Annotated in this window: 5 protein-coding genes; all 5 read left to right on the forward strand. The window is 30.6% G+C overall.

Going from position 1 to position 5,461, the window contains the following annotated elements; genetic code table 11:
- Nucleotides 1–401: 401 nt before the first annotated feature.
- Nucleotides 402–776 (forward strand): hypothetical protein, encoded by a 375-nt coding sequence (locus EMN46_RS18335; protein ID WP_154202462.1) that lies wholly within the window; start codon nt 402–404, stop codon nt 774–776.
- A 127-nt stretch (nt 777–903) separates the two neighbouring features.
- Nucleotides 904–1,752 carry a transposase gene (locus EMN46_RS18340; RefSeq protein WP_368667580.1) on the forward strand — a complete coding sequence of 283 codons (849 nt, stop codon included), beginning with the start codon at nt 904–906 and terminating at the stop codon, nt 1,750–1,752.
- Between the two features lie 773 nt (nt 1,753–2,525).
- Complete coding sequence (locus EMN46_RS18345; protein ID WP_154202463.1) at nt 2,526–2,906, forward strand: DUF3244 domain-containing protein; 381 nt, start codon at nt 2,526–2,528, stop codon at nt 2,904–2,906.
- An 831-nt stretch (nt 2,907–3,737) separates the two neighbouring features.
- Nucleotides 3,738–4,250: a hypothetical protein gene (locus tag EMN46_RS18350; RefSeq protein ID WP_154202464.1), complete on the forward strand. Its 513-nt coding sequence runs from the start codon at nt 3,738–3,740 to the stop codon at nt 4,248–4,250.
- Nucleotides 4,251–5,251: 1,001 nt separating this feature from the next.
- On the forward strand, nt 5,252–5,461 hold a 210-nt coding region (locus EMN46_RS18355; RefSeq protein ID WP_229130416.1), incomplete at its 3' end, for a hypothetical protein.

Consider the following 5,461-nt stretch of genomic DNA (forward strand, 5'->3'; position numbering starts at 1 on the left):
ACTCAAAAGTTATTTGATTTATCAAACCTATCTGATGGTGATTATGCTTTGGTATTAGAAGGAAATAACTCGAAAGTTGAAACACCATTTGTTGTAAAAGCTAAAAAATTAGATGTATCAAACGAAATGATGCAAATAGCTGAGAATAGAAACTAAAATTTGAAGCATGCATTCTAAAGATAAGAATTCTAAACATGAGGATGTTTCCATAAAGCATCATCATTTATATAAGTGTATCCCTAATCAATAAGAGATACACTTATTTTTTTGTTTAAAATCTTCCCTTTAACCCATAAAATTCCACAAGTCTAACCGGCTTATATAGGATCAGTGACAAAAGTTGGGTTTGTTTATAATTCATAATATATTTGCGTCCTTCCAATTCACGATAATATACTCTTATGGACATTTCTATTATATCTCTATTTTTACCGGCAGGCATTCTTGATTATTTCGAGATTGTCGATTATAAAACAAAGACTACAAAACAAGAATTATTTACGAAAGACTTGACGATCTATTTGGAGGAAAAAGCTCTTGTTCCTGAGGAGTATGCTAATGCATCAGCCAAAGCGAGTGGTTTTATGGAGGCTCGTGAGATTGATGATTATCCTATTCGAGATATGTTAGTCAAACTCAACATTAAGCGTCGTCGCTGGGATGTTGTAATAGATGGTAAAAAAAAGAAGGTCAATCGAGATTGGAGTATCGTAATTAAAGGAACCAGAATGTCAGAAGACTATTCTGCTTTTTTAAAAGAAATTAGTCGATACTAACGCCATAAGCATACAAAGCCTTGAAACATAATACGGTATAAAAGCGCATAATTTTCGAAGACAATACAAAAGCAAATTAAGTGGTTTTAGTACGTGGAGCAAGAAAACACACGCCCAAGAGTATCTTGTGTACCCTAATAATATTGGTCCCAATTTAGCATTAGATGAAACATCATTATCTAACGGAGAACTCTATACTTTTCTGACTAATAAAGATAAGGGTGGTAAAAAAGGCACCATTGTTGGTGTTTTCAAGGGTACAAAAGCTGATAATATCATTAGTTTAATCAAAACACATATTCCAGTTGAGCTTCGCAATATAGTTAAGGAAGTCACATTAGACATGGCAGGAAGCATGAACCTAATAGTAAAAAAGTGCTTTTTAAGAGCCGAAGCAACAACTGATAGGTTTCATGTTCAACAGCTAGCTAATGATGCAGTTCAAGAGCTCAGAATTAAATACAGATGGGTCATATTAAAACTTGAAAATAAAGCGTATAAAGAAGCGAAAGCAAAAGGTAAAGACTATAAGATTGAGACTTTCGAAAATGGAGACACCATAAAACAACTCATGACTAGAAGTCGGTTTGCTTTATTCAAGTCTAAGGAGAAATGGACCGATGCCCAAACTTATAGAGCTTCAATTTTATTTGAAAGATATCCAGGTATTCAGCGTGCATATCAACTATCTGATGGACTTAGGAAAATATACAACCAAGATTTAGATCCTAATACGGCTAGGCTCAAACTTGCACATTGGTTTGATGAAATAGAAAAGGCAGGCATGGACTCATTTAACGCCATAAAGAAAACTTTTGAGGTACATCACAAACAAATTGTGAATTATTTCATCTCAAGAAGTACAAATGCATTTGCAGAATCTTTTAATGCTAAAGTAAAAGATTTCAGAAGATCATTGAGAGGTGTAGTGGATGTAGACTTTTTCCTGTTTCGTTTAACTAAAATATTCGCATAATAACACTTCAACAAAAACTGGCTTATTAACAAAATAATATTCTGTTTAGACTCAGTCTTCGTTTATACCCATAAATTGGATGTGATCCCTTATATACTCCGACACAACAGCATCCTTTTCTGCTTCTAATCTCCTTGTATTAGAAAACTTATTGCGTCAACCAAAGCCCAAAGCTTAAAAGATGATTTAAGACTAATCATTGAAAAACGAATCCAAAACAAAATTTAATTTCTCCCCCAATTAACTTCAAACTTTGAATTAAGACTTGAACTGAAACTCCTGGAAATTCCTTAGCCAGATTCTTAATATCTCCCCAAAAAGAATAAGCGATCTTGGGCTAAAACGTCAATTAAGTTTTCTAAACTCACACTTCAATCTGGCTTTATCACTATTTATAAGCCGTGGAATTTGAAAATAAAAACACCTTTTAGGGTGAAATAAGTCGAGATCTTCCTTCTCCAAAAATTAAATTTTTAAAATCATAATAAAGAAAATGACGTTTTAAAACAATTCTATTTTTTCGAAAACGTTATCATAATCTGAAAAATATATAAAAAGCACTATTAAGGACAATTTTCTTTTATAAATAAGAACAATGCAAACATTTTCGGGACTTCCCGGAACCGTTTGTATTGAAAAAAGCTGTCTAAATAAGGCTTCATACTCATTTTATTTAGATCTTTTCTAAGAAAACTTCATAAGTTTACAATGTCGAACAAAATAACTTATTGACTTTGACAAATAAAAAAATTATTAACCTAAATCTTTGACAAATGAAAAATCTAAATTTGAAATTAAAAGGATTGGCATTAGTTGCCATACTAGTAGCAAGCTTAAATAGTGCATTTGCAGGAGATACTCTTCGCATTACCCCATATTTAGATACTGACTATTCTGTTGTATCAGTATTTAACACCTCAGGAACAAATCTTAAATTGAAGATTTACGATAAGGAAGGTAATGTTTTCTACAGCGAAGCAATAAAAGCTGAAACCAACACACAAAAATTATTTGATTTATCGAACCTATCTGACGGTAACTACGAATTGGTTTTGGAAGGAAAAAATACAAGAATCGAAGAGCCTTTTATCGTAAGAACAAAAACTTTGGTTGTGTTAAACGAATCAATGCAATTAGCCGAGAATAGAAACTAAAATTCGAAGCATGCATTTAAAAGATAAACATTCGAAACATGAGGATGTTTCCATAAAGCATCATCATTTATATAAGTGTATCCCTAATCAATAAGAGATACACTTATTTTTTTGTTTAAAACCACACACACTCCAATAACAATCTACAATACAGCCTTATAATATCCAACACAAAACAAGTATCCGTTTCTTACCTCCTATAAAAAACTTATTGTGTTAAGAGATAAAGTAAACTTTAAGAATTCTATTTTGTAATAATCAATGTAAGGTAAAATTTAGAACAGGATTTTATTTTGATTTCACCAACTATAAGTTTGAATTGTGAATTTGGAGTTGAATTCATATTAAGATACATTACCATGCATCTTAATATGCAATGAGCTTACCCTAAAAAGTCAATTAAGTTTTTTGAAAATTCTATGTGAATTCTGTTTCGGCATCAATATTTATCAGCCAGTAGAATTAGCAGGTAAAAAACACATCTCYCCTCGAAAAAGACACCTATTCTCCTTTGTAAAAAATCTACTTTTTAAGGAAATAATTAAGAAATCGACGTTTTGACCACACTTCCACTATTTTCGAAAACGTTATCATAATATGTAAAAATTCAAACATCGCCTATTAAAGATATTTTTCTTTAATAAACTTATGTAACGCAAACATTTTCGGGACTTCCCGAAACCGATTGTATTGAAAATAGTTGTAATAACAGCCCTTTACAATCATTTTATCTAGATCTTTTCTAAGAATACTTCATAGATTTACAATGTCGAACAAATCACATAAAGCGTTTGACAAATAAATCTAATTATTAACCAAAATTTTAAAAAGATGAAAAATCTAAAACTAAAATTGAAAGGATTGGCTTTAACAGCCGTATTAGCATTAAGTCTAAACTCTGCATTTGCAAGTGGACAAATTAGTATTAACAAGTATTTAAATACAGACTATTCTATTATCTCAATATTAAATAGCAGTGATTCAAATCTAAAGTTAAAAGTTTACGACGAAGATGGCACTGTATTTTATAGCGAAACCATTTCTGCTGAAACTTCAACTCAAAAATTGGTAGACTTGTCTTATTTGGTAGATGGAAACTATTCAGTAGCATTAGTTGGTAAAAACACTAAATTTGAAGAGTCATTTGTTGTAAAAGCTAATAAATTGGAGGTATCAGACAAAAAAATTCAATTAGCAAGAATTAGCCCTTACTTGGATACAGAATACTCTATCGTTTCAGTATTTAATAATARTGGATCAAACATTAAACTAAAAGTTTACGACGAAAATGGTTCTGAATTTTATAGTGAAACCATTACTGCTGACTACTCAAAAGTTATTTGATTTATCAAACCTATCTGATGGTGATTATGCWTTGGTATTAGAAGGAAATAACTCRAAAGTTGAAACACCATTTGTTGTAAAAGCTAAAAAATTAGATGTATCAAACGAAATGATGCAAATAGCTGAGAATAGAAACTAAAATTTGAAGCATGCATTCTAAAGATAAAAATTCTAAACATGAGGATGTTTCCATAAAGCATCATCATTTATATAAGTGTATCCCTCATCAATAAGAGATACACTTATTTTTTTGTTTAAAACTCAATACACAATTACTTGCTTATCATTCTCCAAAGCAAGCACTAATATCTCACCCTACAGAAATCAATCATCCATTTCTGATCTTCAATAGAGTCGTTACCATATAGGGTAACCTTTAAAAATTGCTCCAGCAGTAATATAAAGGAGCATAATGTGAAAACAATATTTTCCTTTTAATAACTTCCAAACCCAAATTAAATTACGAATTGTGATTTATGAATTGAACGAATCTTAGCAAATATTTATTACCCAGAATCTAAAGAACAAAAAAAACTACAATCACATTTTTGCTCTAGAATGTCAATTAAGTTTTTTGAAAATTCTATGTAAATTCTGTTATATCGACATCAATATTTATCAGCCAGTAGAATTAGYAGRTAAAAAACACATCTCCCCTCGAAAAAGACACCWATTCTCCTTTGTAAAAAATCTACTTTTTAAGGAAATAATTAAGAAATCGACGTTTTGAGCCCATTTCCACAATTTACGAAAACGTTATCATAATATGTAAAGATTMAAACAACCGCTAATAAAGATRTTTTTCTTTAATAAACTTCTGTAACRCAAACATTTTCGGGGCTTCCCGAAACCGTTTGTACTTARAATAGTTGTAAAAACAGGCCTTTACAATCATTTTATCTAGATCTTTTCTAAGAAAACTTCATAGATTTACAATGTCGAACAAACCACATAAAGCGTTTGACAAATAAATTTAATTATTAACCAAAATTTTTAAACAGATGAAAAATTTAAATTTGAAATCAAAAGGATTGGCATTAGTCGCCGTATTAACATTAAGTCTAAGCTCAGTATTTGCAAGTGGAAACCTTACTATCAACAAGTATCGYAACACAGACTATTCTATTGTATCAGTATTTAATACAAGTAATTCAAACCTTAAGTTGAAAGTTTACGACTACACTGGTCACGTTTTTTATAGCGAAACGATC

The organism is Ancylomarina sp. 16SWW S1-10-2, from assembly GCF_009669305.1.
Lineage (GTDB): Bacteria > Bacteroidota > Bacteroidia > Bacteroidales > Marinifilaceae > Ancylomarina.